23 protein-coding genes are annotated in these 23,674 nt (G+C 65.4%); 11 read left to right on the forward strand and 12 right to left on the reverse strand.

Annotation, left to right across the window (positions count from 1 at the left end):
• The first annotated feature begins 13 nt into the window (after positions 1 to 13).
• A complete protein-coding gene (locus K8374_RS02680) occupies positions 14 to 340 on the forward strand; it encodes a DUF1820 family protein (RefSeq protein ID WP_084855572.1) in 327 nt (108 codons plus the stop codon).
• 8 nt (positions 341 to 348) lie between these two features.
• On the opposite strand, the gene K8374_RS02685 is transcribed toward K8374_RS02680, so the two are convergent.
• From K8374_RS02685 to K8374_RS02700, 4 genes are all read right to left on the reverse strand, one after another.
• On the reverse strand, positions 349 to 900 hold the full coding sequence (locus K8374_RS02685) for a tetratricopeptide repeat protein (protein ID WP_224457825.1): 552 nt from the start codon (positions 898 to 900) through the stop codon (positions 349 to 351).
• 253 nt (positions 901 to 1,153) lie between these two features.
• Positions 1,154 to 2,437, reverse strand: a complete 1,284-nt coding sequence (gene hemL / locus K8374_RS02690; protein ID WP_224457826.1) for a glutamate-1-semialdehyde 2,1-aminomutase — start codon at positions 2,435 to 2,437, stop codon at positions 1,154 to 1,156.
• Positions 2,438 to 2,452: 15 nt separating this feature from the next.
• Positions 2,453 to 3,076, reverse strand: a complete 624-nt coding sequence (thiE, locus tag K8374_RS02695; protein WP_224457827.1) for a thiamine phosphate synthase — start codon at positions 3,074 to 3,076, stop codon at positions 2,453 to 2,455.
• A gap of 16 nt (positions 3,077 to 3,092) precedes the next feature.
• Entirely contained in the window at positions 3,093 to 3,890 is a 798-nt protein-coding gene (locus K8374_RS02700; protein WP_224457828.1) for a hydroxymethylpyrimidine/phosphomethylpyrimidine kinase, read from the reverse strand.
• Positions 3,891 to 4,155: 265 nt separating this feature from the next.
• On the opposite strand from K8374_RS02700, the gene K8374_RS02705 reads away from it, so the two are divergent.
• The 4 genes from K8374_RS02705 (at position 4,156) to K8374_RS02720 (ending at position 10,086) form a co-directional block, all read left to right on the forward strand.
• Positions 4,156 to 6,135, forward strand: coding sequence for a hybrid sensor histidine kinase/response regulator (locus tag K8374_RS02705; RefSeq protein ID WP_224457829.1), 1,980 nt, complete (start codon positions 4,156 to 4,158; stop codon positions 6,133 to 6,135).
• A gap of 104 nt (positions 6,136 to 6,239) precedes the next feature.
• Positions 6,240 to 7,892, forward strand: coding sequence for an acyl-CoA dehydrogenase family protein (locus tag K8374_RS02710; RefSeq protein ID WP_224457830.1), 1,653 nt, complete (start codon positions 6,240 to 6,242; stop codon positions 7,890 to 7,892).
• Between the two features lie 70 nt (positions 7,893 to 7,962).
• The gene (gene amn / locus K8374_RS02715; protein ID WP_224457831.1) at positions 7,963 to 9,450 is read left to right on the forward strand and encodes an AMP nucleosidase; all 1,488 of its coding nucleotides are present in this window, start codon (positions 7,963 to 7,965) and stop codon (positions 9,448 to 9,450) included.
• Between the two features lie 6 nt (positions 9,451 to 9,456).
• Positions 9,457 to 10,086 carry a pseudouridine synthase gene (locus K8374_RS02720; protein ID WP_224457832.1) on the forward strand — a complete coding sequence of 210 codons (630 nt, stop codon included), beginning with the start codon at positions 9,457 to 9,459 and terminating at the stop codon, positions 10,084 to 10,086.
• Positions 10,087 to 10,642: 556 nt separating this feature from the next.
• On the opposite strand, the gene K8374_RS02725 is transcribed toward K8374_RS02720, so the two are convergent.
• Together K8374_RS02725 and K8374_RS02730 are read right to left on the reverse strand one after the other, a co-directional pair.
• Positions 10,643 to 10,846 (reverse strand): DUF2788 domain-containing protein, encoded by a 204-nt coding sequence (locus tag K8374_RS02725; RefSeq protein WP_013974331.1) that lies wholly within the window; start codon positions 10,844 to 10,846, stop codon positions 10,643 to 10,645.
• Between the two features lie 45 nt (positions 10,847 to 10,891).
• On the reverse strand, positions 10,892 to 11,368 hold the full coding sequence (locus K8374_RS02730; protein ID WP_011535815.1) for an Lrp/AsnC family transcriptional regulator: 477 nt from the start codon (positions 11,366 to 11,368) through the stop codon (positions 10,892 to 10,894).
• Between the two features lie 387 nt (positions 11,369 to 11,755).
• Between K8374_RS02730 and K8374_RS02735 the strand changes: the two genes are divergently transcribed.
• Positions 11,756 to 12,559 carry a DUF6515 family protein gene (locus K8374_RS02735; RefSeq protein WP_224457833.1) on the forward strand — a complete coding sequence of 268 codons (804 nt, stop codon included), beginning with the start codon at positions 11,756 to 11,758 and terminating at the stop codon, positions 12,557 to 12,559.
• A gap of 8 nt (positions 12,560 to 12,567) precedes the next feature.
• Here K8374_RS02735 and K8374_RS02740 read toward each other — a convergent pair whose 3' ends face one another.
• Positions 12,568 to 13,437, reverse strand: a complete 870-nt coding sequence (locus tag K8374_RS02740; protein ID WP_224457834.1) for a cation diffusion facilitator family transporter — start codon at positions 13,435 to 13,437, stop codon at positions 12,568 to 12,570.
• Between the two features lie 22 nt (positions 13,438 to 13,459).
• A complete protein-coding gene (locus K8374_RS02745) occupies positions 13,460 to 13,879 on the reverse strand; it encodes a polyribonucleotide nucleotidyltransferase (protein WP_224457835.1) in 420 nt (139 codons plus the stop codon).
• 117 nt (positions 13,880 to 13,996) lie between these two features.
• Here K8374_RS02745 and hrpB point away from each other — a divergent pair, with 117 nt between their 5' ends.
• Positions 13,997 to 16,525 (forward strand): ATP-dependent helicase HrpB, encoded by a 2,529-nt coding sequence (gene hrpB / locus K8374_RS02750; protein WP_224457836.1) that lies wholly within the window; start codon positions 13,997 to 13,999, stop codon positions 16,523 to 16,525.
• A gap of 14 nt (positions 16,526 to 16,539) precedes the next feature.
• Here hrpB and K8374_RS02755 read toward each other — a convergent pair whose 3' ends face one another.
• Positions 16,540 to 17,043, reverse strand: a complete 504-nt coding sequence (locus K8374_RS02755; RefSeq protein WP_224457837.1) for a hypothetical protein — start codon at positions 17,041 to 17,043, stop codon at positions 16,540 to 16,542.
• Between the two features lie 108 nt (positions 17,044 to 17,151).
• Positions 17,152 to 17,808 (reverse strand): YciC family protein, encoded by a 657-nt coding sequence (locus K8374_RS02760; protein WP_224457838.1) that lies wholly within the window; start codon positions 17,806 to 17,808, stop codon positions 17,152 to 17,154.
• 154 nt (positions 17,809 to 17,962) lie between these two features.
• On the opposite strand from K8374_RS02760, the gene K8374_RS02765 reads away from it, so the two are divergent.
• Positions 17,963 to 18,694: a DUF2076 domain-containing protein gene (locus K8374_RS02765; RefSeq protein WP_224457839.1), complete on the forward strand. Its 732-nt coding sequence runs from the start codon at positions 17,963 to 17,965 to the stop codon at positions 18,692 to 18,694.
• 72 nt (positions 18,695 to 18,766) lie between these two features.
• Entirely contained in the window at positions 18,767 to 19,246 is a 480-nt protein-coding gene (locus K8374_RS02770; protein WP_084855519.1) for an NYN domain-containing protein, read from the forward strand.
• Between the two features lie 70 nt (positions 19,247 to 19,316).
• Here the strand turns inward: K8374_RS02770 and K8374_RS02775 are convergent, their stop codons facing one another.
• Positions 19,317 to 19,775 carry an Lrp/AsnC family transcriptional regulator gene (locus tag K8374_RS02775; protein ID WP_224457840.1) on the reverse strand — a complete coding sequence of 153 codons (459 nt, stop codon included), beginning with the start codon at positions 19,773 to 19,775 and terminating at the stop codon, positions 19,317 to 19,319.
• A 154-nt stretch (positions 19,776 to 19,929) separates the two neighbouring features.
• Here K8374_RS02775 and yedA point away from each other — a divergent pair, with 154 nt between their 5' ends.
• Both yedA and K8374_RS02785 read left to right on the forward strand, forming a co-directional pair.
• On the forward strand, positions 19,930 to 20,850 hold the full coding sequence (gene yedA / locus K8374_RS02780; RefSeq protein WP_224457841.1) for a drug/metabolite exporter YedA: 921 nt from the start codon (positions 19,930 to 19,932) through the stop codon (positions 20,848 to 20,850).
• 55 nt (positions 20,851 to 20,905) lie between these two features.
• Positions 20,906 to 22,237, forward strand: coding sequence for a DEAD/DEAH box helicase (locus K8374_RS02785; RefSeq protein WP_084855516.1), 1,332 nt, complete (start codon positions 20,906 to 20,908; stop codon positions 22,235 to 22,237).
• Between the two features lie 105 nt (positions 22,238 to 22,342).
• On the opposite strand, the gene K8374_RS02790 is transcribed toward K8374_RS02785, so the two are convergent.
• A complete protein-coding gene (locus K8374_RS02790; RefSeq protein WP_224457842.1) occupies positions 22,343 to 23,584 on the reverse strand; it encodes a TIGR03862 family flavoprotein in 1,242 nt (413 codons plus the stop codon).
• Positions 23,585 to 23,674: the final 90 nt, after the last annotated feature.

Raw genomic sequence — 23,674 nt, forward strand, 5'->3', positions numbered from 1 at the left:
GTTTCTTTCGATCATGAGCAAACGCGAACCCGCTATCTACAAAGTGATCTTCCTGAACCAGGGCCAGGTTTTCGAGATGTACGCCAAGCAGATCTACCAGAGCGACCTGTGGGGGTTCCTGGAGATCGAGGAATTCGTCTTCGGCGAGCGCTCCCAGGTGGTAGTCGACCCCAGCGAAGAGAAGCTCAAGGCGCAGTTCGAAGGCGTGGTGCGCAGCTTCGTGCCGATGCATTCGATCGTGCGTATCGATGAGGTGGAGCGCCTGGGTACCGCGAAGATCAGCGAGGCCAAGGGGGGCGGCAACGTGATGCCATTCCCGATGCCGATGCCGGAGAAGTAGGCGGCCCGTCAGGGCAGGGGAGAGAACGGCGTACGCCCTTCGGCGTTCTGCAGTTCCAGCAGGTATTTGCGGAAGATCTGGCCAAGCACCTGGGTGGCATGCTCGAGTTCGTCGCGGGGCATCTGCTCGGTGACTTCGTCGGCCATGTCCAGGGCGTCTTCATCGCCATTGACCGCGGCCATCTTCAGCAGGATATAGGCCTGCACATTGTTGGCCGGGACCCCTTCGCCATGGAAGAACATAGCGCCCAGGCGGTATTGAGCCTGGGCCTGGCCTTGCAGCGAGGCCTTCTCGAACCAGTTGACGGCTTTTTTCAGGTCCTTGGGGGCCTGGGTGCCACTGTAGTAGAACTCGCCCAGTTCATACTGTGCCTGGGCATCCCCCGATTCTGCCGTCCGCTCGCAGGCCTTCAGGGCATTCTCCAGGTCCTCTGGCTGGGTATTGAGGGTGCAGCGTCCCGTCGCTGGAATGAGCAACGAGTTGCCGCCCTCCGCCAGGGCCAGCAGGGGCTGAAGAAGCAGCAGGCAGCCCAGGGTAAGGGCTCGGCCGGTGCGGTTCATGGGGATCGACTTACCTCTGCAAAGCTGCGGCCAATGTCTCTGGTGGCACATTATGGGATAAGCAGCGCCTACCTTACAAAGTTTTACTCGATTTTCTGTATAGGTGAAGCTTGGTCATCCAGAGGTTGGGGGTGTGACAGTCGTCACAAAGCCGGCGTGAACCGGCCCCTTCGCGGGTGAACCCGCTCCCACAGCGTTGATGATGGGCTTGTGGGAGCGTGGTTGCCCGTGAATGTGCCCGTGTGGGCAACCTTTATTTCAGGGCTGCGAAGGCGCGTTCGGCCGCATCCAGGGTGATCTTCAGCTCGGCATCGCCATGGGCGATGGAGGTGAAGCCGGCCTCGAACGCGCTCGGCGCCAGGTACACGCCGCCCTCGAGCATCAGATGGAAGAAGCGCTTGAAGCGTTCGACATCGCTGGCCATCACGTCGTCGAAGGTGACGATGTCGTCGGCGCCGCTGAAATACAGGCCGAACATGGCGCCCGCCTGGGTGGTGACGAACGGAACGCCAGCGGCATCGGCGCGCTGCTGCAGGCCGTCGAGCATGCGGCTGGTGTAGGCGGTCACTTCATCGTGGAAGCCCGGGCGGCTGATCAGCTTGAGCGTGGTCAGGCCCGCGGCCATGGCCAGCGGGTTACCCGACAGGGTACCGGCCTGGTAGACCGGGCCAAGCGGGGCGATGCGTTCCATGATCTCGCGCTTGCCGCCGAAGCAGCCGACCGGCATGCCGCCACCGACGATCTTGCCGAAGGTCGACAGGTCCGGCTTGATGCCGTAATGGCCCTGGGCGCCACCGAGGGACACGCGGAAACCGGTCATCACTTCATCGAAGATCAGCACCACGCCGTGCTTGTCGCACTGTTCGCGCAGGCCCTCGAGGAAGCCTGGCGCCGGCGGTACGCAGTTCATGTTGCCGGCCACCGGCTCGACGATGATGCAGGCTACCGTCTGGCCGACCTCCGACAGGGTTTTCTCCACCGCCGCGATGTCGTTGAACGGCAGGGTCAGGGTGTGCTTGGCGAAGTCCGCCGGCACGCCGGCGGAGCTCGGCACGCCCTGGGTCAGCAGGCCGGAGCCGGCCTTGACCAGCAGGCTGTCGGAGTGGCCGTGGTAGCAGCCTTCGAACTTGATGATCGCATCGCGGCCGGTGTAGCCACGGGCCAGGCGGATGGCGCTCATGGTCGCCTCGGTACCGGAGCTGACCATGCGCACCATTTCCATGGACGGCACGATCGAGCAGACCAGGTCGGCCATCTCGGTTTCCATGGCGGTCGGGGCGCCGTAGGACAGCCCGTGCTCCAGCTGCTTGCGCACCGACGCAAGAACGTCCGGGTGGCTATGGCCGAGGATCATCGGCCCCCAGGAGCCGACGTAGTCGACGTAGCGCTTGTCGTCTTCATCGATGACATAGGCGCCTTCGGCATGCTTGAAGAACAGCGGGGTGCCGCCGACGCTGCGGAAGGCACGCACGGGCGAGTTCACGCCGCCGGGGATGTGCTTCTGGGCTTGGGCGAACAGGGATTCGGAACGGGACATGGGATTTCTCTCGAATCAGGAGACGAACAGGGCATTGAAGGCGCGGGCGCGGCGGGTGACTTCCTGCGCGCTGTCGGCACCGAACAGGCCATGGATCACCGCCAGCAGGTCGGCGCCTTGGGCGACCAGCGGGGCGGCGTTGTCGAGGGTGATGCCGCCGATCACGGCGATCGGCAGTTGCACGCGGGCGCGGGCTTGGCCCAGCAGGGCGAGGTCGGCGGCCGGTGCACCGGGTTTGGTCACGGAGTTGAAGAAGCGGCCGAAGGCCACGTAGCTGGCGCCTTCGGCGACAGCCTGCTCGGCCAGTTCGAGCTGGGCGTGGCAGGTGGAGCCGATGATGGCGTCACGGCCGAGCAGGGCGCGGGCCGGGGTCAGGGGGCCATCGGTCTGGCCCAGGTGTACGCCGACGCCCAGGTGTGCAGCCAGCTCGGCGTCATCATTGATGACCAGCTGGGTAGCGTAGCGCTCGCAGAGCTTCGCCAACGCTTCGGCTTCGCGCAGGCGGCGGGCTGCGTCATCGCTCTTGTCGCGGTACTGCAGCAGGCACACGCCGCCGTCCAGGGCCGCCTCGACATGGGACAGGAAGCGACCGGCGAGCAGCTGGCTGTCGGTGATCGCGTACAGACCGCGTAACTTCATCGCAAGACCTCGTGGATCAGGAGCAGAAATCCAAGGGCAGCCGGCGTGGGACGAACTGCCCCTTGCCCAACTGCTCGGCATCGCGCAGGGTGCGCCAGGTGTAGTCCAGTGCACTGCGCACGGCGCTTTCCAGGTGTTCGCCTAGGGCCAGGCGACCGGCCAGGGCGCTGGCCAGCGTACAACCCGAGCCATGGTAGCTGCCCGGCAGACGCTCGCAGGTCCAGGTGTGCTGCTGGCCGTCGCGGCTATAGAGGCGGTTGTGAATCTGTGCTTCGTCGCCGTGGCCGCCGGTAATCAGCAGATGCTTGCAGAACGGCAAAAGTTTCTCGGCGCATTCGTCCGCGGTGCCTTCGGGCAGCTCGGCGAGGATGCGGGCTTCGGGCAGGTTCGGCGTGGCGATCAGGGCCAGCGGCAGCAGGCGCTCACGCAGCGCGTAGCCGACTTCGTCCTTGCCCAGGCGGCCACCGCCACCGGCCCGCAGGACCGGGTCGCAGACCAGCGGCAGGTGTGGGTGGGCGGCGAGCAGTTCGGCGACGGTATCGACCATTTCGATCGAGCCGAGCATGCCGAGCTTGACCGCTGCCACCGTGGAGTCGGCCAGCACGGCATTGGCCTGGGCCAGGACCCACTCGCGGTCGAGCACACGGAAGTCGGAAACGTTGACGGTATCCTGCACGGTCAGGGCGGTCACGGCAGGTGCGGCGTGACAGCCTTGGGCGATCAGGGCTTCGATATCTGCCTGCAGGCCGGCACCGCCACTGGGGTCGTGGCCGGAGAGACAGAGGACAACGGGGCGGGAGCTGTAGGTATTCATGGTCGGCGAGCTTACCACCAAACCTGTTGGGGCGAAGCGCCCTGCGCGGGGCTTTTGTTGATCAAGTGGTCAGAAAATCTCGTGGCTATTGTCTGAAAGTATTGAGATAGAGCTGTTTCTCCATGTCGTGAGGTGGCTAGTGGAGTGCGCGGAAGGCTATGCTAGAGTGCTCGGATAACTCGATAAACGGGCGCTGCCGGAAACCGTCGTCTCAAAGGGAAGGGAGGCCACCACGACGCGACCGGACACGCCATGCTGGGGCTGTATGCGCTATTTGCTGATAATGCTGCTGGGCTGCGTGCCCCTGTTCGCCGGAGCGGTCGATTTCGACAATTCCACCCGCCATCTTCCCTTGGGCAAGGCCATGCAGGTTTTCGAGGACCGTGATGGCAGCGCCAGCATCGTCCAGGTCAGCTCGCCGGCCTTCGCCCACCGTTTCCGCCAGCATCATGAGGCGGTGCTCAATGCCGGTTATTCCACCTCGGTGTTCTGGCTGAAGATCGACCTGCGCAACACCAGCCCTGAGTCCGCCACGCCCCGCCAATGGCTGCTGGAATTGGCGTACCCTCCGCTGGACCACCTGGACCTCTACCTGCCCGATGACCAGGGCGGCTATCGTCTGGTGCGGCGAACCGGCGATGCCTGGCCCTATGCCAGCCGGCAGATCCGACAGAACAACTACCTGTTCGAACTCCCGCTGCGACCAGGCCAGGCGATCACGGCCTACCTGCGTCTGCAGAGCCAGGGCTCGGTGCAGGCACCGGTCGCGTTGTGGTCACTCGAGGCCTACCTGGAAGACCAGCCTACGCGCCTTTATGTGCTGGGCATGATCTACGGCGTGCTGCTGGTGATGCTGGTGTACAACCTGTTCATCTACCTGGGCGTGCGTGACGTCAGCTACCTGTACTACATCTGCTATATCGCCTCGTTCGGGCTGTACCAGGTGTCGGTCAATGGCGCGGGTGTAGCCTATTTCTGGCCGGACAGCCCTTGGTGGGCCAATGCTGCCACCCCCTTGTTCATCGGGGCCGCAGGGTTGTTCGGTTGCCAGTTCGCGCGGCATTTCCTGCAGCTTGGGCGGCTCAGCCGTGGCCTGGACTGGCTGCTGCTGGCGCTGATGGCAGGTGGTGCATTGGTCATGGCGCTGGCGGTGACCACCCCTTACGGCATTGCCCTGCGCATGGCCACGTTGCTGGCGCTGCTGTTCACCGTGAGCATCTTTGCCGCAGGGCTGTACGCCTGGTGGCGAGGGGTGCGGGTCGCACGTTGGTTCATCATCGCCTGGACGGCCTTTCTTGTGGGCGGGCTGGTCAATACCCTGATGGTGCTGGGCTACCTGCCGAACATGTTCCTGACCATGTATGCTAGCCAACTGGGTTCGGCGTTGGAGGTGGCGCTGCTGTCGCTGGCCCTGGCCGATCGCATCAACAGCCTGCGTGAACAGCAGGCCCAGGCCTTGCGCGAAACGGGGCGTGCCCTGGAGCAGCTGAACCAGCAGCTGGCCCGCAGCAATCAGCTGAAGGATGAATTCCTCGCCACCGTGACCCATGAGCTGCGCACCCCGATGAACGGTGTGATCGGCTCGTTGGAACTGATGCACACCCTGCCCATGGGCGCCGAGCATGCCCAGTACCACCGCACGGCCACTGGGTCCGCGCAGGACATGATGGCCATGGTCGACGATATCCTCGTGCTCACCGAGTTGCAGGCCGGCCGCCTGCGCGCCCACGCGGCGCCGTTCAGCCTGCGCAGGCAGCTTCACGAGTTGCGTGCCGGTTTTGCCGGGCGAGCCCTGGGCAAGGGGCTGTACCTGAGCCTGGACATCCCGGCCGACCTGCCCGACGACCTGGTAGGGGATGCGGCCAAGCTGCAGCGTTGCCTTTCCAGCCTGGTGGACAACGGCCTGAAGTTCACCCACCAGGGGGGCGTGATGATCCAGGTGCGAGGCCGTTGGCTGGCACCGGACAGCCTGGCGGTGAGCTTCACGGTCATTGACAGCGGCATCGGCTTCGATGACCTGGACCAAGCCATCCTCTACCAGCGCTTCTTCCAGGTCGATGGTTCCATGACCCGTCGTTATGGCGGCCTGGGCATCGGTTTGTCGATCTGTCGACAACTGGGCGAGCTGATCGGCGCTCGCCTGGTGCATGAGTCGAGCCGGGGCTTGGGCAGCCGCTTCGAACTGACGCTGAACCTGGCGGTGGCCCAGGCGCAACGGCCTCCCAACCAGGCGGCAGGGGGTTAGGGTGTCCCTCCGGGCGTCGAGTCAGGCGTTTTTGCCACTTTGACTCACGGGGAAGGAGTGCTTCACTGGGGCTTTCAGGCATGAGCGGATCCAGGGAGCCCCCGATGAACCTGCACCAGTTCGCTGAAACCCACGAAGTCACCAACCAGCCGCCGTCGCTCGATGGCGCCAACCTGTACCGCCTCGACCTGCCGCTGCAGGAATGGTCCCGGTACTTCGGAGCCGGCTGGGCCGAGTCGCGGATCGACGCCTATGGTGCCCTGGCCGGTGGCCCCCTGATGGCGGCGGGGTTCCTGGCCAACGCCCACAAGCCCGAATTCAGCAGCCATGACCGTTATGGCCATCGCATCGATCTGGTGGAATTCCACCCGGCGTATCACGAGCTGATGCGTACGGCAGTCGAGCATGGCCTACCCTCCTTGCCCTGGGCCGAGCCCCGCCCGGGCGCCCACGTGGCACGGGCGTCGATGACCTACCTGCACAGCCAGGCGGAGGCCGGCACCGGCTGCCCGTTGACCATGACCTTCGCCGCGGTGCCTGCCCTGCGTCTGCAACCGGAGTTGGCTGAGTACTGGTTGCCCAAGGTGCTCGCACGTGAATACGACCCGCGCAACATCGGTGACCGGCACAAGGCTGGCGTGACCCTCGGAATGGCCATGACCGAGAAGCAGGGGGGCACCGATGTGCGCGCGAATACCACCCGGGCTTACCCGGTCGGTACCCCCGGGCCTGGCCAGGCCTACGAGCTGGTCGGTCACAAGTGGTTCTGTTCGGCGCCGATGTGCGACGCGTTTCTCACCCTGGCCCAGACCGACAAGGGGTTGAGTTGTTTCCTGTTGCCGCGCCACCGCCCGGACGACAGCCGCAACCAGTTCTATATCCAGCGCTTGAAGAACAAACTTGGCAACTGCTCGAACGCGTCCAGCGAGGTGGAGTTCCGTGGCGCCCTGGCCTGGATGATCGGCGAGGAGGGGCGGGGCGTGCCGACCATCATCGAGATGGTGGCCATGACCCGTTTCGATTGCATGGTCGGCTCCAGTGCCCTGATGCGCCAGGCCCTGACCCAGGCGGCGCATCACTGTGCCCATCGCAAGGTCGGCGGCCGGGTGCTGAACGAACAGCCCTTGATGCAGAACGTGCTGGCCGACCTGGCCCTGGAAAGCGAGGCGGCGTTGGCCCTGAGCCTGCGCATGGGTCAGGCCCTGGACCAACTGGACGACCCGCAGCAGGCGCATTTCGCCCGCCTGGTCACCGCCGTGGGCAAGTACTGGATCTGCAAGCGTGCGCCGGCCATGATCAACGAGGCCGCCGAGTGCATGGGCGGTGCGGGTTATGTGGAGGACAGCATCCTGCCGCGGCTGTACCGCGAGGCGCCGGTGAACTCCACCTGGGAGGGATCGGGCAACGTGCAATGCCTGGATGTGCTGCGTGCGTTGTCCAAGGAGCCAGGCGTGATCGATGCGCTGTTCGCCGAGCTCGGCGATGGCCACGGCGACCCGCGCCTGGCGGCGCATATCGGCAACCTCAAGGGTGCGTTCAGCGACACCAGCGATATCCAATACCGCGCCCGGCAGTTGACCGAGGACATCGCCGTGGCGCTGCAGGCCAAGCTGTTGCTGGAGGCTGGCAATGCGACGGTCAGCGATGCCTTCATCGACAGCCGCCTGGGGGCGGGAGGGCGTGTATATGGCGCCTTGCCCCGGGGCATTGACGTCGCGGCACTGGTGGCGCGGGCGACGCCCGCCTGGCAAGGCTGAATGCGATAGGGCCGTAATAGACAGCCGGGGATGTAATTGCCATGGAAGGCAGGCAAGATAAACGCCATGCATGCCAAAAGACAGGAAGCCCAGCGTGAGCCAAGCGTTTGTAGTCGTTGATACCCCCGAACAGGCCGTCGATCGTCTGGCGGCCTTGCATGAGCAGGCCACCGGCGCCCTCAGCCAGGCCCTCAAGCGCTACCTCAAGGACCGCACCGAGCCGGATGACGACCAGCGCGCGCTGTTCCGCTATCCGGCCCTGCGCCTGACCTACTACAGCCATGGCGAAGTCGCCGCGACCACCCGGGCGTACGCCAAGGTGCAGGTGGCCGGCACCTACAGCGTCACCATCACCCAGCCAGCGGCATTTCGCGGTTACCTGCTCGAACAGTTGCGGCCCCTGATGCATGACTACACCGTGACATTGGAGGTCGGCGTCAGCGAGCAGAACATCCCGTACCCCTATGTGGTCGACCAGGGCGATGAACTGGCCGGCAGCGGTATCACCGCCGCAGAACTGGCCCGCGTGTTCCCCAGTACCGACCTGTCGGCGGCCACCGACAACATCGCCGATGGCCTGTACGACTGGGGCAACGCCGAAACGCTGCCCCTGGCCCTGTTCGATGCCGCCCGGGTGGATTTCTCGCTGCGGCGCCTGGTGCACTACACCGGTAGCGACTGGCATCACGTACAGCCATGGATCCTGCTGACCAACTACCACCGCTATGTCGACCAGTTCATCGCCCACGGCCTGGAGCAGCTGCAGCAGGATCCACGGTTCGTGCGCATGGTCCTGCCCGGCAATGTGATCATCGAAAAAGGCATGGACGAAGGCGTCGCCCAGGCCCTGGTGGCCGGCGTGGTCTGGCACCGCTACCAGATGCCGGCCTACCACCTGATCGCCGATGACGGCGACGGCATCACCTTGGTGAACATCGGTGTCGGCCCGTCCAACGCCAAGAACATCACCGATCACCTGGCCGTACTGCGCCCGCACTGCTGGCTGATGATCGGCCACTGCGGTGGCCTGCGCCAGTCGCAGACCATCGGCGACTACGTACTGGCCCATGCCTACATGCGCCGCGATGGCATCCTCGACCGGGTAGTACCACCGAACATCCCGATCCCGGCCCTGGCCGAAGTGCAGCTGGCCCTGCAGGAGGCGGCGGCGCAGGTGACCGGCGAGCGTGGCGAGCAGCTCAAGAAGCGCCTGCGCACCGGCACCGTGCTGACCTACGACGACCGAAACTGGGAGCTGCGCTGGGCCCAGGAGCGTCCGCTGATCAACCTGTCGCGTGCCGTGGCGGTGGACATGGAAAGCGGCACCATCGCCGCCCAGGGCTATCGCCTGCGGGTACCGTACGGCACCTTGCTGTGCGTATCGGACAAACCGCTGCACAGCGAGATCAAGCTGCCGGGCTCGGCCAATGCGTTCTACAACCGCGCGGTCAGCCAGCACCTGAAGATCGGCATCGCCGCCCTCGACCTGCTGCGCACCGAGCTCAACTCGTTGCACTCGCGTAAACTACGCAGCTTCGATGAGCCGCCGTTCCGCTGAGGATCCATGTCCCTGCCTCCCCGTTCCAAGCCGCGCCGCCCTTCGGCGCGGCCAGCCGGCCCGCGTCGCCAGCCCAAGGCGCCGCCGGCCGAGCCCCGCCTGATCCTGTTCAACAAGCCATTCGACGTGCTGACCCAGTTCAGCGATGGCGAGGGGCGTGCGACGCTCAAGGACTACATCGATATCCCTGGCATCTACCCGGCCGGCCGTCTGGACCGCGACAGCGAAGGGCTGTTGCTGCTGACCAACGATGGCCGCTTGCAGGCACGTATCGCCGACCCCAAGCACAAACTGCCCAAGACCTATTGGGTACAGGTGGAGGGTGAGCCGAGCGAGGCGCAGTTGCAGCGCTTGCGCGACGGAGTCGAGCTCAATGACGGGCCGACACTGCCGGCTGAGGCGCGTTTGCTCGAAGAGCCCGCCCTGTGGCCACGCAACCCGCCGGTGCGGTTTCGCAAGAGCGTGCCGACCCATTGGCTGGAGCTGGTGATACGCGAGGGGCGCAATCGCCAGGTACGGCGCATGACGGCGGCAGTGGGGTTGCCGACCTTGCGCCTGGTGCGGGTGCGCATTGGCGACTGGGCGCTGGATGGGCTGGAGCAGGGGTGCTGGCGGGAAGTGCCACCCAGGCTTTGAGGGGTAGGGCCCCATCGCCGGCAAACCCGCTCCTACCTGCCCTGTGCCATTTTCAGTGTGGGAGATTCTATGGTGCTGGACAAGCTCAAATTGAAGTCGGTTGGTTTAATACTTCTCAGCCATGCAAATACAGCCCAGGCTCCGCTTACTTCGTGGGAGCTGGCGGAGCCTGCGATGGGTCGCAAAGCGGCCCCTTGAGTCTGGAGGGCTCCACCGTTTGAAGGCTTGGGGCTGCTTTGCAGCCCATCGCAGGCTGTCGCCAGCTCCCACCGAGATTGCGCCGCTTTCAGACTTGCGAAATCCCTGTGGGAGATCACCCAGCCCTTTGGGCTGCGCTGTCGCGCAGAGAACAAGTGGCTAGCGCCGCCTTCTTCTGTAGGAGTGGCGGTGCGGCGGTCCGACTTGTCCCGCGATTGGGCCGGCCCAGCCGCCGCGGCTGTATGGCAAGGGCTTCGCCCTTGATCGCGGGACAAGCCCGCTCCTACAGGCCTTGTCAAATCAATGAGTTATGCGTTGTTCTATGAGAGCCGGCTTGCCGGCGATAGGGCCTGAGGCGCTACACCCCTTCGAGAAACCCCACCACCACGCTCTTGATGATGAACGCGAGCACGCCCAGGCCCAGCACGAAGAACAGGATCAGCGTGCCGAAGCGGCCTGCCTTGGATTTCTTCGCCAGGTCCCAGACGATGAAGCCCATGAAACCGATCAACACGGTGACGAGGATGATCATCATCCATTCTTCGAATACGGCGGGATCCATCAATATTCTCCAGGCAGGCTGAGCGTTCGAGTATACGCCGAGTGATCAGCGAAGGTGGGTCAGCGGCAGCTCGGTACTGGCCAGCACCTGGTTGAGCACGAAGCTCGAGCGCACGCTGGTGACGCCCTCGATGCGGGTCAGGCTGCCGAGCAGCAGTTTCTGGTAGTGGTCCATGTCCGGCACCACGACCTTGAGCTGGTAGTCAGCGTCCATCCCGGTGACCAGGCTGCATTCGAGTACTTGGGGCAGGCTGCGGATGGCCGCCTCGAAGGTCTCGAAGCGTTCGGGGGTATGGCGGTCCATGCCGATCAGCACATAGGCGGTCAGGCTCAGGCCGAGCTTCTTGCGGTCCAGCAAGGCCACCTGGCGCGAGATGTAGCCGTCGTCTTCCAACTGCTTGACCCGCCGCGAGCAAGGGGAAGGGGACAGGCCGATGCGTTCGGCCAGTTCCTGGTTGGAAATGCGGGCGTCGCGCTGCAATTCGGCGAGGATGCTCAGGTCGTAGCGGTCAAGCTTGCTCATGGATAGGGCCTTTTCTGTCTGGATTGCTGCGAATTATCGATCCGGGGTTAAAAATTGCGCAAGTGCTATTTATCAGAGCAATCTTCGCAATCCTCTGCTGCGCCGAATCCGTATCTTTATCAACAGAATCACTGCCCGGACAACAGTCCACGGCGCCGGCCTCAGGAAGGCCGTCGCGGCCAGCCATCCAACAGGATCCGCCAGGCCCCCGGGCTACACACCGTCCAGAAGACGGCGTGAGGTGAGCCGGTGTCACAAGCGCCGAGCACGGACGACAATTCCCAAAGGGAGGCCGATGGTCTCCCTTTTTTCATGCCTGGATTTTCATCCGACTGCCTGCGGGCGCGGTAGACTGCTGGCAGATCCAGCGGTTTTCGAGAGGGCATCATGACGTCGCGCATTCGGCAATTGGCCGGTATTGGTCTGCTGGGGTTGGGTATCAGCCTGGGCACGTTGGCCCAGGAGTCCGGCCCGCAGGACCCCAATGGCGGCGCCATGGGCACCTCGCCACTGAATTCGCGAGACGAAGTGCGCCAGACCCAGCCGCCTCGCCAGGGTTACTACCAGGATATTCCTCGGCGTGGTGGCCATTGGGACGCGGGCGGGCCCGGGCAGCGCCCGGGCGGCGATTGGGCCGGGCGCCCCGATGGCCATGGTGATGGCTGGGGGCCGGGGCCGCAGTACCGGCCGGGGCACAGGGTCGACCGATTCGCAGACCGCTACTGGAAGGTGCCCTACCAGGGGCAGGACTATTTCTATTCCGGCGGGTATTGGTACAGGCCCAACGGTGGCGGCTATATCGTGGTGACGCCACCCTACGGCGTGCGGGTGGGTTACCTGCCCAGCTATGCACGGGAGGTCTGGGTCGGGGACTCGCTGTTCTTCCTGGTGGCCGACAGCTATTACCAATACCTGGGCGGCGACCAGGGCTACGTAGTGGTCAACCCACCCAACGTCCTACCGCCACCGGGGCCGGCATTGGGCACCGGCTACGATGTGGTCGCCCACCCATTGTCCGGGCAGACACCCGCGCAACAGGACCAAGACCGTTACCAGTGCCATCGCTGGGCCGTGCAGCAATCGGGGTTCGACCCGGCATCGGCATCTGCCGCCCCGCCGGTGCATGTGGCGGATGCCTATCACCGGGCCCTGGGGGCATGCCTGAGCGATCGGGGCTACAGTGTGAACTGAAACGCCTGCTACACCGGGTCGGCGTGCACCATCACGTCCGCCTGTGGATAACGCTGGCGGATCGCCTCGGAGGCCTTCACGCACAGCGCGTGGGCGTCATGCAGAGCCAGCTCGCCTGGCAGCTCCAGGTGCAACTGGACGAACCAGCGGTTACCCGAGACCCGTGTACGCAAGTCGTGTGCACCCCTTACCCCAGGGATGGCGCACACCAGCTCGAGCATGCGCTCGCCGATGTCGGCCGGCAGTTCCTTGTCCATCAGGATCGCCGTGCTTTCGCGCGCGATCTGCACCGCACTCCACAAGATATAGGCGGCGATGCCCAGGCCGAACAAGGCATCGAGCTGCGGCCAGCCGAAGCGGGCCAGCACCAGGGCCAGCAGGATGCTGCCGTTGAGCAGCAGGTCAGAGCGATAGTGCAGCGAGTCGGCGCGCACCGCCGTGGAGCCGGTGGCGTGGATCACCTTGCGCTGGAAGGCCAGCAGGGCCAGGGTCAGCACCAGCGACAACACCATCACGGCGATACCGGCGGCGGTGTCGCCCAAGGGCTGTGGCGTTTTCAGCCGCTCGACCGCCTGCACGCCGATCAACACCGCGCTGACGCCGATGAACAGCGCCTGGGCCATACCGGCCAGTGCTTCGGCTTTACCGTGGCCGAAGCGGTGGTCGTCATCGGCCGGGCGCAAGGCGTAATGCACCGCGAGCAGGTTGAGGAAGGAAGCGACCGCATCGAGCGCCGAGTCGGTCAGGCCGGCCAGTAAGCTGACCGAACCGCTCAGCCACCAGGCCACGGCCTTGCTCAGTACCAACAGGCTGGCCACGGCCAGGGAGGCGCGGGTGGCCAGGCGCAGCAGGCGTTGGTGTTCGGCGCTGGAAGTCATGCCGGGCAGGTGTTCCCGTCGATCAGGCGGCCGGGGCCAGGCCGTAGGCGGCCAGTTGCTCGACGCTGCCACGGTGCTGGATCAGCCGTGGGTCGTTAAGCGGCAGGCGCTGGCCCAGTTCGCTTTCAAGGATGGCCTGCAGCTTGGCGTTGTCGACCTGGCCATCGGCCTTGATGGCGGGCTTGAGCTTGGCCGGGTCGACATGTGCGGTGGTGCCGCCCGGGTAGTAGATGGCCCCGGTGGCGAAGTCGACGCCAAAGGCGATCAGCCCCGGGATGACATAGAAGAGGATACCGATGGCGTCCAGGGCGGCGACCACCGGGTCGATCTTGCCTTCGATCTGGCCGCGGCGGTCCGGGTAGAAAAGGGTGCCGCAGGCGGTGAGTTGGGCCAGCAACGTGGCGATGAGGGCGCCACCGATGATGCGGGAGTGGATGCGCATGTGAATCTCCGAAACGGTAACCCGAAGGAGCAGGCCAAACGCCAGCTCCTGTTGTTCAGACCATGATAAGCCAGGCGTGGTTCGCCGTTATACTCGGACCTCTGTTCGAGGACCACCATGATTTCATTACCAATCGATGCCGTATTGCCCGCCTTGCGCCAGGCCCTGGCCGAGCGCGACGAGGCCGTGCTCGAAGCACCGCCCGGCGCCGGCAAGACCACCCGCGTACCCCTGGCCCTGCTCGATGAGCCGTGGTTGGCCGGGCAGACCATCCTGATGCTCGAGCCCCGTCGCCTGGCCGCCCGCGCAGCCGCCGAACGCCTGGCCAGCGAGCTGGGGGAGAAGGTCGGCGAAACCGTGGGCTATCGTATTCGCCTGGACAGCAAGGTCGGCCCCACGACACGTATCGAAGTGGTCACCGAAGGTATCCTCACCCGCCGCTTGCAGGCCGACCCTGCGCTGGAGGGCGTAGGGCTGGTGATCTTCGACGAGTTCCACGAGCGCAGTCTCGACGCCGACCTTGCCCTGGCCCTGAGTCTCAACGGTCGGGAACTGCTGCGTGACGAGCCGCCGCTGAAGATCCTGCTGATGTCCGCGACCCTGGAGGGCGAACGCCTTTCGCGCTTGCTCGACGATGCGCCGATCGTCAGCAGCGAAGGGCGCATGCATCCGGTGGACATCCGCTGGAGCCGCCCGTTCCAGCCGGGCGAGTTCGTCGAGCCACGGGTGGTCGACTGCGTGCTCCAGGCCTTGGCGGAGCAGCCCGGCAGCTTGTTGGTGTTCCTGCCTGGCCAGGCCGAGATCCGCCGCGTACACCAGGCGTTGCAGGAAACGCTGGGCGAACGCCCCGACATCCTGCTTTGCCCGTTGCATGGCGAGCTGGACCTCAACGCCCAGCGCGCGGCCATCGATCCCGCTCCCCAGGGGCTGCGCAAGGTCGTGCTGGCCACCAACATCGCCGAGACCAGCCTGACCATCGACGGCGTGCGCGTGGTGATCGACGCAGGGCTGGCGCGGGTGCCGCGTTTCGACCCGGGCAGCGGCATGACCCGCCTGGACACCCAGCGCATCTCCCGCGCCAGCGCCACCCAGCGCGCCGGCCGTGCCGGGCGCCTGGAGCCGGGCGTCTGCTATCGGTTATGGTCCGAGGCCCAGCACGACCAGCTGGCGGCCCACGGCAGCGCCGAGATCCTGCAGGCCGACCTGGCCGGGCTGGCCTTGCAGCTGGCGCGCTGGGGCGTGACGGCGGACCAGCTGCGTTGGCTCGACCCGCCACCCGCTGCCGCCCTGGCTCAGGCCCAGGACCTGTTGGCACGCCTGAAAGCCTACAAGCCCGGCAGCCGGGAAAGCCTCAGCGAACATGGCCTGGCCATGGCCGAGCTGCCAGCTCACCCGCGTATCGCCCATTTGTTGCTGCGCGGCCAGGACCTGGGCTTGGCGCAGATGGCCTGTGACGTAGCGGCGCTGCTGGGAGAGCGGGATATCCAGCGTGGTGGCGGCGCCGACTTGCACAGCCGCCTGGCCTTGGTCAGCGGGGAAAGCAAGGCGGCCCGGGGCGGGCAGGGCGGTGTGCAGCGTGCGCGACAGTTGGCCAGGCAGTACCGAGGCTTGCTCCGCGGCAAGGCTGGGGCCTCGGTTGCCGACCCGGAGCACCCACGCTGGTTGGGTGCGTTGCTGGCCTTGGCCTACCCGGACCGCATCGCCCAGCAGCGTCGCGAAGGCGGGGCCGAATATCGCCTGGCCAACGGCCGCGCCGCGCTGTTCGCCGAGGTCGATGCGCTGATGAAATGTCCCTGGCTGGTCATCGCCGACCTGGGCAGCCGTCAGGGCCAGCGGGAAGAGCGGATCTACCTGGCGACCGAATTCGACCCGACGTTGCTCGAGGATGTGCTCGCCGAGCAGGTCGAGCGGGTCGATATTCTGGAGTGGGACGAGCGCGAGCAGGTCCTGCGTGCCGAGCGTCAGGCCAAGGTCGGCGAGCTGGTGCTAAGCCGTGAGCCGTTGCCCGGCCTGGACGATGAGGCGCGAGCCAAGGCGTTGCTCGGGCTGGTGCGGCGCAAGGGCCTCAACCTGCTGACCTGGACGCCGGAGCTGCGCCAGTGGCAGGCGCGGGTGGCGCTGCTGCGGCAGCTGGATCTGGAGGCTAGCGGTGAAAGCCAATGGCCGGACCTGTCCGACGAAGCACTGCTCGCCAGCCTGGAGGATTGGTTGCAGCCCTACCTGGGCAAGGTCTCGCGCCTGAGCCACTTCGCCCAGCTGGACCTGGCATCGATGCTGCGCAACCTGCTGCCCTGGCCATTGCCGCAGCGCCTGGACGAATGGGCGCCGGCGCACCTGACCGTGCCCTCCGGCTCGAACATTCGCCTGGACTACAGCGAAACCCCGCCGATCCTCGCCGTGCGCCTGCAGGAGCTGTTCGGCTTGGCCGATACACCGCGCATCGCCCAGGGCCGCCAGCAGGTGAAATTGCACCTGTTGTCACCGGCACGGCGACCGGTGCAGGTTACCCAGGACCTGGCCAACTTCTGGCGCACGACCTATTCGGAGGTGAAGAAAGACCTCAAGGGGCGCTATCCCAAGCACTACTGGCCAGATGACCCGCTGGTGGCCGAGGCCACCGCGCGGGCCAAGCCCAGGGGCACCTGACATAGCGGGCCAGGTCAGCCCACGCGTTCGATCAGGAATTCGTGGGCCACGCCTTCTTCGACATTCAGGTGGTAATAGGCACCTCGGTCGCGGTGGGGCGTGTCCGCGATGGCCTTGACCTGATGCCCTCGGTGATCGCGCCAGCGGCAGTGCAGGCCCTTCTCGGTCCAATTCACTGGTTCCAGCTTCCAGAAGTCGGTGACATCGGCGACTTCGTATAGCCCTAGGTAGCCGTTGCGACTGATGCCCAGCTTCTGGTTCGCTCGCCAACCCGTACCGGTTATGACGACGTGGTAGCGGCCTTCGGCACGGGAGTGGAACGCGAAATGGAACACCGGAGACACCTTGTTCCCACCCGCTTGTAGCCAGTCATCCTCGGGGCTCAAGCCCCAGTGGAACTTGTCGTCGCTGCGGCTTAGCCGCAACGGGACCGGCCGCCCATCGACCAGCATATAGATTCGTCCCTGGAATGCCTCGAGTGTCTCGCTGATCGCCAGGGGTGGATTGACGTCTGTCATGGAAGTCTCCTTGTCCATTCAAGGGCAGCTGCGGTGCTGCCCGTCGACCGAGTCTGCGAGCCGGTACCGGTGAATGGAGGCGGGAAACAGTACGTCGGGCGGGGCGGCTCACGCGCCGGCTTCGCCCTCCAGCAGCATGAACAGGCGGTACAGCACCACGCTGCTGAACAGCTGCAGGAAGCCGCTGAGGCTGTCCAGCGCCAGTTGCACGCCCGGCTGCGGCTCGGGGAAGGCCATCAGCAGCAGGCCGTCGAGCAGCCACAGCGGTGCCAGTACGGCGAGCATGCAGATCAGGATGCGCATGAAGTGCCCGGTGGTCATCCGGGCGCTCTCGCGCATGGCCTGTACCACCGGCAGGCCACGCAGCACCAGCAGGTACTCGGCGAACACCAGGTTGATCATGATCCACACGCCCGGGAAGATGAACAGCGCCAGGCCCGCCATGATCAGCAGCGAGCTGATGAGGATCAGCAGGGCCAGGGCCGGCCACAGCTGCACGGCGCGGGCGAACAGGTTGCGCTTGGCGATGTCCTGGCCGTTGCTGCGGGTGTCCATGTAAAGAATCAGGGCGGCGCTGTACAGCGGGTAGAACAACAGGCTGACCAACATGCCGTAGGCCGGGGAGGCCTCATCGCCCAGCTGGCGGTACAGCAATTGGGTGCACAGGGCTTCGGCCGCGACCAAGGGCAGGCACAGCTGAATGATGTTCACCAGGTGGCGGCGGAAGAAGTACAGGGAGTCGCGCAGGACGCTCAGCGGATTCATCGGGTCTATATCGCATGGCAGAAAAAGCAGGGCGTAACTTTAGCCCAGTCCGCCGCTCGCTGAAAAAAGTTTCACCCTTTGGCTGATTGATTCCGTCGCCCGCGACCCCCATCTTTGACGCTATCCGATGTTCGCCCTGTGCACGAGGTAGCCAATGAATACTGAAGAGCAAACCCTGATCGATGGCCTGTTCGGCCGCATCAAGCAAGCCGAGGATGCCGGCCAGGCCCGCGATGCCCAGGCGCAGTCTCGCATCGAGGAACACCTGCGCCAGCAGCCGGCAGCGCCGTATTACATGGCCCAGGCGATCCTGGTCCAGGAGGCTGCTATCAAGCGTCTGGACGAGCAGAACAAGCAGCTCGAGGCCGAACTCAAGCAGGCCCGGGCGCAAGCTGAGGCGAGCCGCAGTGGCAGTGGTGGCGGGGGCTTCCTGTCGGGGCTGTTCGGTGGCGGTGCGCGCGAGGCCGCGCCGGCGCCCCAACCCCAGCGCCCGGCCGCGCCGGTGGCCTCCGGTGGTGGCTGGCGCGAGCCGTCGGCGCCAGGTTTCGGTCAACGCCAGCAGCCTGCCTTCAATGCCGCGCCGGCGCGCAGTGGCGCCAGCAGCTTCCTGGGCGGTGCCATGCAGACGGCCGCCGGTGTGGCCGGTGGCGTGCTGCTGGCACAAGGCATCAGCAGCTTGTTCAACCATGGCGCCCAGCCCGAGGAAGTGGTCGAGGTGATCAAGGAAGAACCGGCGCCGGCCAGCGACAACGGCGGCTGGACCGACCAGGGTAGCCAACCCCAGGTGGCCGACAACGGTGACTACGGCTACGACCAGGGCTTTGCGGACAGCGACTACGGCAGCGATGGCGGTGGCTTCTTCTCCGACGACGACACCTTCGTCTGACGCCTCTGGCATACTGGCGCGCATTGGGGGCTGCTGCCGTGCAGCCCCGTTCACGCAGCCAGAGAGGTCAGGGTGAAGAAGATCGCGTTGTTCGCCGATGTGCAGAACCTCTACTACACCGTGCGCCAGGTGCATGGCTGCCACTTCGACTACGCCGCGCTCTGGGCCGATGTCAGTCGCCAGGGGCAGATCGTCGAGGCGGTGGCCTATGCCATCGACCGCGGTGACAGCAAGCAGCAACAGTTCCAGCAGATCCTGCGCAACCTGGGCTTCGAGGTGCGGCTCAAGCCGTTCATCCAGCGCAGCGATGGCTCGGCCAAGGGGGATTGGGACGTGGGTATCACCCTGGATGTCATCGATGCCGCCAGCCGGGTCGACCAGGTGGTGCTGGCCTCCGGCGATGGCGACTTTGATTTACTGATGGAGCGGGCCAACCAGCGTCATGGCGTCGAGACGGTGGTCTATGGGGTGCCTGGGCTTACCGCGCTGTCGTTGATTCGCGCGGCCAGCCGGTACGTGCCGATCGAGGGGCAGCTTTTGCTGCGCCATTGAGCCCACATGGCCAGCGTCGTACCTGTAGGAGCGGGCTTGTCCCGCGATAGGCCAGCACAGGCAATTAAATTCAGGCCTTCCTACCGTTGCCCTCTAGCTGCCCAAGCGGCACCCGCCGCTCCACGGCGCTGGACAGAATGATCGAGGTCTTGCTGAAGCCCAGCTGCGACACTTGGTTGATCAATGCCTCCAGCTCATTCATCGACCCCACGGCTGCCTGCATGATCACGCAGGGGTCGCCCGTCACCCGATGGCATTCGGTGAGCTGCGGGATCCGCGTCAGCGCGTTGTAGGCCTGCTGGTTGCCGTGGCTGGCCAGGCGCAGTTCGATCACGCACTGGATCGGCAGGCCGATCTTCTCCAGGTCGACCTTGGCGGTGTACCCGGTGATTACCCCGCTGGCCTCCAGCTTGGCCACCCGCTCGGCCACCGCCGGCGCGGACAGATTCACCTGGCGAGCCAGTTGCGCGTAGGTGGCTCGGCCGTTTTCCAGCAGGGCGGCGAGCAGCATGCGGTCGTACTTGTCCATGATCGTTCCTGTCTGCCTTGCAATCCACGGCCAAGCCCTCGCATAACCGTTCATTGCAAAGTGTATTGGTCATTTAAAGCTGTTTTGTAACTTAAGTTTGCGCGAGGCCCTTTCTAAACTAAGTCACCCGTAAACGGATTTCGAGTGTTTTCCCATGCCTGCTTCCCGTCCTGCCCCGTTGTTGCTCATCGGCGCCTTTCTGGCCCTCTATTTGGTCTGGGGTTCCACCTACCTGTTCATTCGTATCGGCGTCGAGTCCTGGCCGCCGATGCTCATGGCCGGGGTGCGTTTCGTCATCGCCGGCAGCCTGTTGTATGGCTTCCTGCGCTGGCGTGGCGTACCTGCCCCGACCTGGCCCCAGTGGCGTGCGGCCGGGGCGATCGGTTTTCTGCTGCTCAGCTGCGGCAATGGCGGTGTGACCCTGGCCGAGCATGCCGGCGTGGCATCGGGCGTCGCGGCACTGGCGGTGGCGACGGTGCCGCTGTTCACCCTGGTGTTCGGCTTGCTGTTCGGGCATCGCAATTCGCGTCTGGAGTGGGCGGGTATCGTGCTCGGCCTGGTCGGCATCGGCATGCTCAACCTGGGCTCGAACCTGCAGGCCAGCCCCATGGGGGCGGCGTTGATCCTGTTCGCCGCAGCCGCCTGGGCCTTTGGCTCGGTGTGGAGCAAGAGCCTGCCATTGCCCCAAGGCGCCATGGCCAGTGCCGCCGAAATGCTGGTCGGTGGGGCTGCGCTGTTGATCGGCAGCGCGGTCAGCGGTGAGCGCCTGGTGCAGATGCCGACCCCGGCGGGCTGGGGCGCGCTGGCGTACCTGGTGTTCTTCGGTTCGATCCTGGCGTTCAGCTCCTACATGTACCTGCTCAAGCACGTGCGCCCGGCGGCGGCCACCAGCTATGCGTACGTCAACCCGGCGGTGGCGGTGCTGCTGGGGATCGTCTTCGCCGGCGAGCGGATCGGCGCCGAGGAATGCGTGGCGATGGCGGTGATCATCGGGGCTGTGGTGCTGATCGGCCTGCCGCAGTGGCGCAAGGCTCCCGAGCCGCCGGCACCGTTGAAGGGCGAAATGTGCAAGTAAGATGGGGCGTTGCGGTAAACTGCCGCCTTCGCTGAACCCCCCTGACGGTATCTCCATGAATTTCGCCAAACTCGGCCTGATCGAACCCTTGTTGCGCACCCTGCAGCAGCTGGACTACACCACGCCTACCCCGGTCCAGGCCCAGGCCATCCCCGCCGTGCTGGCCGGCCGCGACCTGATGGCCGCGGCCCAGACCGGCACCGGCAAGACCGCCGGTTTCGCTTTGCCGGTACTGCAGCGCCTGGCCCTGGAAGGGGAAAAGGTGCAGAGCAATTCGATTCGTGCCTTGGTGCTGGTGCCGACCCGTGAACTGGCCGAGCAGGTTCATGCCAATGTCCGCGAGTACGCCGAAAACCTGCCGGTGAGCACCTACGCAGTGTACGGCGGGGTCAGCCTCAACCCGCAAATGATGCGCCTGCGTCGGGGCGTCGATCTGCTGGTGGCCACTCCCGGCCGCTTGCTTGACCTGTTCCGCCAGAACGCGGTCAAGTTCGGCCAGGTGCAGGTCCTGGTGCTCGACGAGGCCGACCGCATGCTCGACCTGGGCTTCGCCGAGGAGCTGCAGGCGGTGTATGCCGCCTTGCCGCGCAAGCGCCAGACGCTGCTGTTCTCCGCGACCTTCTCCGACCAGATCCGCATGCTCGCGGGCCTGGCCTTGAACGACCCGCTGAGCATCGAGGTCAGCCCGCGCAACACCACCGCCAGCACCGTGAAACAGTGGCTGGTGCCGGTGGACAAGAAGCGCAAGGCCGACCTGTTCTGCCATTTGCTGCGCAAGCAGCGCTGGAAGCAGGTGCTGGTATTCGCCAAGACACGCAACGGTGTGGATCAATTGGTGGAGCGGCTGCTGGGCGAGGGCGTCAACGCCGACGGTATCCATGGCGATCGCCCGCAGGCCACCCGCCAGCGCGCTCTGGACAGCTTCAAGGCGCGCGAGATCCAGGTGCTGGTGGCCACCGATGTCGCCGCTCGGGGCCTGGATATCGACGACTTGCCATTAGTGGTCAACCTCGATCTGCCGATCGTGGCCGAAGACTACGTGCACCGGATCGGCCGTACCGGTCGGGCGGGCAACAAGGGCGAGGCGATCTCACTGGTGTGTGCGGATGAAGTACAGCTGCTGGCGGCGATCGAGACGCTGATTCGCCAGACGCTGCCGCGCCATGAAGAGCCAGACTTCATTCCCGATCACCGGGTGCCGCTGACCGATGCCAATGGCCAGGTGCTGAAGAAGCCGAAGAAACCCAAGAAACCGAAGGAGAGCAGTGCCAAGCGTGGGTTGGGGCGCTGGATGGACAGTGCCGAGGCGAGTTTTTCGGAGCCTGCGGTCAAGCCGGTGCGCAAGGTGCCGAGTTTCAACAGCGGGCCGCGCAAGCGTAAGCCTTGAGATTTTGGGGCCGCTCTGCGGCCCAATCGCGGGACAAGCCCGCTCCTACAGGGTCTTTGTAGGAGCGGGCTTGTCCCGCGATTGGGCTGCAAGGCAGCCCCACTATCAGCGACGCCGCTCCAGCCACGCCACGGCCGCCTTGCCCGCTCGCAACCCGCTGGCAAAGCAGGCGGTCAGCAGGTAGCCGCCGGTCGGCGCCTCCCAATCCAGCATTTCCCCCGCGCAAAATACGCCAGGCATCTGCTTGAGCATCAAGCCTTCATCCATCCCTTCGAAACGTACGCCACCGGCGCTGCTGATCGCCTCGTCCAATGGCCGCGTGCGCACCAGTTCGATCGGCAGGGCCTTGATCGCCTTGGCCAGCGAGGCGGGGTCGGCGAAGGTCGCCTGGTCGGTCAGCTCACGCAGCAGTGCCGCCTTGACCCCGTCGATCCCCAACTGACCCTGCAGGTGCTTGGCCATGGAACGGGACCCGCGTGGCTTGGCCAGGGCCTGGGCGACTTTATCCACAGGCCGGTCCGGCAGCAGGTCGAGCAGCAACGTGGCCCGGCCGTCGCGATCGATGGCCTCACGCACCGCAGCGGACCATGCATAGACCAGGCTGCCTTCGATGCCCTGGGCGGTGAGGATGAATTCACCCTTGCGCGGCGTACTGCCCGGTACGCTCAGGGCGATGTTCTTCAGGGGCGCGCCCGCGAACTTGTCCTTGAGTAACTCGCTCCATCCTTCCACTTCGAAGCCGCAGTTGCTCGGCCGTAGCGGCGAGATATCCACACCCCGTTCGGCCAGCAATGGCTGCCAGCTGCCATCGGAACCCAGGCGCGCCCAGCTGCCGCCCCCGAGCGCCAGCACCACGGCATCGGCGTGCAGGCGCAGTTCGCCCTGTGGATAAGCGATCCGCAAGGTGCCGTCATCATTCCAGCCCAGCCAGCGGTGGCGGGTGTGGATAACCACACCGCTGTCGCGCAGGCGCTTGAGCCAGGCGCGTAGCAGCGGCGCGGCTTTCATGTCGCGGGGGAACACCCGCCCGGACGTCCCGACGAAGGTCTCGATGCCCAGGCCGTGGATCCACTGGCGCAAGGCGTCGGCATCCAGGTCGCCAAGCAGGGCATCGATTTCGTCGCGACGCTCGGCGTAGCGCGCAACGAAGGCTGGGTAAGGTTCGGAATGGGTGATGTTCATGCCGCCCACGCCGGCCAGCAGGAACTTGCGGCCCACCGACGGCATGGCATCGAACACCTGCACGGCCATGCCGGCGCCTGCCAGTGCCTCGGCGGCCATCAGGCCGGCGGGGCCGCCACCAATGACGGCGACCAGGGGAGGGGAGGCAGGGCGTTGGCTGGGCATGGAGGTTTTCAGGCTGTGGAAAAGAGCCGGCATTCTACCCCAGCCAGGCCCGGGGAAACACTGCACAAAAAATAACCAGAGCTTTGTACA

The organism is Pseudomonas sp. p1(2021b), from assembly GCF_020151015.1.
GTDB classification, from domain to species: Bacteria; Pseudomonadota; Gammaproteobacteria; order Pseudomonadales; family Pseudomonadaceae; genus Aquipseudomonas; species Aquipseudomonas putida_K.